Below are 4040 nucleotides of genomic sequence, written 5' to 3' on the forward strand. Positions count from 1 at the left end.
CCCGCGCGCTCGATCAGCTGGAACCAGCCATCGCGCGGGCCATCGACGCCATCACTCCCCAAAACGCGCAGGCTTTCTTCCGGCACTGCGGTTACGGAGTACAGTAATTATGAAAATGCTCTAGTGCTGGGAAGTGCGTGGATCAGGGCCAACTTTGATGAGTTTCCGATGGATTTACCGGCAACTCGGACATAGTGCCTTCCCTAGGGTTCTGTCCAGATTGCGCGCCATCCGCCTGGAGCCTCCTCGATGGCAAAGTGTCGATCGTCTGTCTAAACCCTTACACAATCAGTTTCACCATGAACATGCCGCATTCCAGGTAATCCCTCGGACAAGCCCGGCTCTACTTGTCATCCCCATTCCCGCGCTGGTGTAGGATGGCCTTCGTAGAATCAGTGGGGAATTGATGGCATCTGCCTTGGCCTCTCCAGCATCAACACTTCCTCTCAAAGTGGATGACCTCGTCAAGAGCTTCGGCACCGTGAAGGCTGTCTCAGGCGTGTCGCTCGAGCTGCGCGCAGGCGAGTGCCTGGGCCTGCTTGGGCCCAACGGTGCTGGGAAAAGCACCGTCCTTCGCGGTATCGTGGGGCGTGTCATTCCCGATGCCGGCAGTATTGCGATCTTTGGCAATCCGGCGAGTTCCGCCGCGGCGCGTGAGGCCTTGGGATGGGTGCCGCAGGAACTGGCTGTCTACCCGCGGCTGAGTTGCAAAGAGAACCTGATGTCGTTTGGACGCTATCACGGCCTCTCAGGCGGCAAGTTGGCGGAGTCTGTGGCTTGGTGTCTCGACTGGGCTGCACTGCAAGACAAAGCTGGCGAGCTGGCGAAGAATCTTTCCGGCGGTATGAAGCGCAGGCTCAACATGGCGGCTGGCATCATTCATCGGCCGCGCATGGTGCTGATGGATGAGCCGACCGTTGGCGTCGATCCGCAGTCGCGCAATCGCATTTTTGAAATGATTGAGGCGCTGCGTGCCGGTGGAACCTCGATCATCTACACAACCCACTACATGGAGGAAGCGGAGCGGCTCTGCGATCGTATCGCCATCATCGACCACGGACGCATCATCGCACTCGGGACAAACGAGCAACTGGTGCACAACGCCTTTGCATCGCGAAGCCAGGTGACAGCGCGGTTTGTTGGGAACTCACATGAGATTGCCGCGTGGGTTGAGCGCCGTGGCGGCCATATGGCCGAGCGCACCGCGCATTTCACGATTGAGAACTCCACTGAAATCGCGGGGCTGCTTGCGGATGCCGAAAAGGACGGGCTTGAGTTGGCGGATGTTTCGCTGCGCCGACCAAATTTAGAGTCTGTGTTTTTGCACCTGACAGGAAGGGGGCTGCGCGATTGATCTTTGCCATTGTTCGTACCGCTATTGCCGCATTGCGCCGCGATCGGCCTTCGCTCGCACTCAGTTTTCTACTGCCCATTGCCTTTTTCAGCATCTTTGCTGCGGTCTTTGGCGGACAGCACAGTTCCACACCCCAAGTGAAATTGATCGTGGTTGATGACGATCAGAGCACCGCCTCTCGCCAGCTGGTGCAGGCGCTCAAGCGTGAAACCTCGCTCGTTGTGAGCACGCAGTCGGAGTCGAAAGATAAGCCAGCGCAAACCTACACCGCCGCCACGGCAGAGGCCGCGGTCAAGGCTGGCGACTTTCCGGTTGCCCTCATCATTCCGCACGGATTTGGGGAGCATCCTGTATCGTTCGGTCCGGCTCAGAGCGGATCACAGATACAACTGCTCAACGACTCCAGCGACATGATTGCGCCACAAGTGGTGAGCGGGCTACTGCAAAAGGCTGCGATGACGGCTATGCCCAGCACGATGGCCGAGCAGGGAGCTAAGTACACGGGCAAATACATTGGCGGGTTCACGCCTGAACAGCAGAAGCGCATGGATGAAAACATGGCGCAACTGCGGAAGTATGCGGACGCGCCGGCGAAGAGCGAACCAGATAGGAGCAGTACCGGTTCCGGGGATTCTGCGTCAGGCGGAATCATTTCGGTGCAGTCGCGCGCCGTTGTAGGCGAGAACAAGCGCAGCCCAATGATTTCGTTTTATGCTGCGGCGATCGGCGTGATGTTTTTGCTCTTCACGGCGAGCGGCTCAGCGGGTGCGTTGCTTGATGAAGCCGAATCGGGCACGCTGGATCGCGTGCTGAGCTCGCAGGTAACCATGACGACGCTGCTAGGCGGCAAGCTGGTCTTCAATACGATGCTGGCCTTTACGCAACTTGTCGTGATGTTCCTCTGGGCCTGGGCGGTCTTCCACCTGGACTTCTTCGAGCACATTCCCGGGTTTGTGGTGATGGGATTGTGCACGGCATTTGCGGCGGCTTCATTTGGAATGCTGCTGGCCAGCATGTGCCACACGCGAGCGCAACTCGGCGCAGTTTCAACGCTGCTCATTCTCACCATGTCGGCGGTTGGCGGCAGCATGTTCCCGCGCTTCCTGATGCCGCCTGCGATGCAAACCGCCGGCCTGTTTACCATCAACGGGTGGGCCATTGACGGATTTACCAAAGTCTTTTGGCGCGACTTGCCGGTCTCATCGCTTTGGCCACAGGTCGCGGTACTCCTCGGGATTGGGACGACGCTCTTTCTTATTGCTCGCCGCATCGCTCGTCGGTGGGAATTCGCGTAAGGGAAACGGGCGCAGGGACCAATTGTTCGGTTCCGAGCGAGTGACCATCCATGCAGAAGTTGCTAGATAACCGGGTTCTGTCTATTGGGCCCACAAGTTGACCTGGACCCGAGGGTTCAAGTTAATCAGAGTCGATGAGTGGCTCGGGCTGCATGCCGGTGAATTGGGAGCCGTCGCGCATCAGTGGTTTCTTCCGCGCAACCAAGGTTCTGAGTTTTCGTGTCGCCGGTGATCCGCCCGGAACCCGCTAAACTAACGTGGCACCAGGATCGCGGTCAATGAAGGAGCCATCCTACCGCGATGCCAACAACAGAGAGCTTGATAAGCCAACCGGTTGCGTAGAATGCAACAAACACGCGATGCAGCTTCATAAATGCAGCATTGGTGAGGATGAGCGGTAATGGACCTATCATCCACACGGCACCGGCAAATCCTAGCGCAGCCGGTACAGAGTGAATCCCTAGCCTTGCGGCAACATACGCAAAGACACCGCAGGTCAGAAATGGGAGCGGACTCGTCAACGCAATCGCCCTGCCTTCGGCACCTTGACGCCATATCTCGGGATAGGTGAAGCGCTTGTGAATCCAATCGCCGGCGAAAATCCAGTCCGTAAGTGACGAGACGACACCGGCACCGAGAGTGATTGCAATGAGTCGCATCCAATTCATACAGAAGTTCCTCTAATGCGCCCGGATGATACTTGCATAAGTGGCTCTGTAAAACACTAGTGTGGCTTTTGCCAGTCACCCGCCCGACGGCCACGATTTTGCCAAGGTCTTGCGGACTCTGAAGACTTCATGACTGGATGCATGAAGTTTTCTTGAAATTCGCAGATGTTCTGAACCACACCTGAGCCGGTTTTGCTTCGAGTATCCCGACATTTCGAACCATCAGATTGTCGCCTCCAACCGGGTATACCCCAGTCAGGACGAAGCCCGCTGCCTCAAGAAGCGTTCTCCATTCGCGCTCACTTCGCTCTTTGCCGCCGGTGACAGCAAGCATGTTGAGGTCGCTCATCAGGTGGCCTTCCAGTTGTGGATCTGCATGCGAGACGATCGGAGGCAGGACAAATTCAATGATCAGCAAACTGCCTTTCTGCGGAATGACCGCGCCCGGTACGCGGTAGATGCCTGCATTGTGGATTACCGCACCATTCGTCCGAACGCGTTTACCTGCTCAGCAAGCTTGTGTGTTTCGGCAGAAATGCTAAGATCTCCAATCATAACCCCAACAGATTGTCGAGCCAGATCTGCAAGCGTGGTGGCCCGGGCTCTGCGCTTTTGTGAGAGATTTCCTACAACTCGCGCAGGGAGACGGCGACGGGACGCAGCGCTGCACGCACAGCGGGTAGCAGGCCGCCGAGAACGCCCATGGCCAGCGCAAAAATCACT

The 4040-nt window shown here is 57.4% G+C and carries 4 protein-coding genes; 2 read left to right on the plus strand and 2 right to left on the minus strand.

The window, feature by feature from the left end; translation table 11 throughout:
• Window positions 1-406 precede the first annotated feature (406 nt).
• Window positions 407-1354: an ABC transporter ATP-binding protein gene (locus tag WCA10_RS00705; protein ID WP_472820556.1), complete on the plus strand. Its 948-nt coding sequence runs from the start codon at window positions 407-409 to the stop codon at window positions 1352-1354.
• Window positions 1351-2649, plus strand: coding sequence for an ABC transporter permease (locus WCA10_RS00710; protein ID WP_472820557.1), 1299 nt, complete (start codon window positions 1351-1353; stop codon window positions 2647-2649). Before WCA10_RS00705 ends, WCA10_RS00710 begins: the two co-directional genes overlap by 4 nt.
• A 275-nt stretch (window positions 2650-2924) precedes the next feature.
• On the opposite strand, the gene WCA10_RS00715 is transcribed toward WCA10_RS00710, so the two are convergent.
• Entirely contained in the window at window positions 2925-3317 is a 393-nt protein-coding gene (locus WCA10_RS00715) for a hypothetical protein (RefSeq protein ID WP_472820558.1), read from the minus strand.
• 127 nt (window positions 3318-3444) lie between these two features.
• Window positions 3445-3792 (minus strand): methyltransferase, encoded by a 348-nt coding sequence (locus tag WCA10_RS00720; RefSeq protein ID WP_472820559.1) that lies wholly within the window; start codon window positions 3790-3792, stop codon window positions 3445-3447.
• Between the last annotated feature and the right edge of the window lie 248 nt (window positions 3793-4040).

Source organism: Occallatibacter sp., from assembly GCF_049582745.1.
Lineage (GTDB): Bacteria > Acidobacteriota > Terriglobia > Terriglobales > Acidobacteriaceae > Telmatobacter.

Excerpts from the sequence above, each read along its gene's own strand:
- WCA10_RS00705 (WP_472820556.1), top strand. The coding sequence starts at position 407 with ATGGCATCTGCCTTGGCCTCTCCAGCATCAACACTTCCTCTCAAAGTG.
- WCA10_RS00715 (WP_472820558.1), bottom strand. The coding sequence starts at position 3,317 with ATGAATTGGATGCGACTCATTGCAATCACTCTCGGTGCCGGTGTCGTC.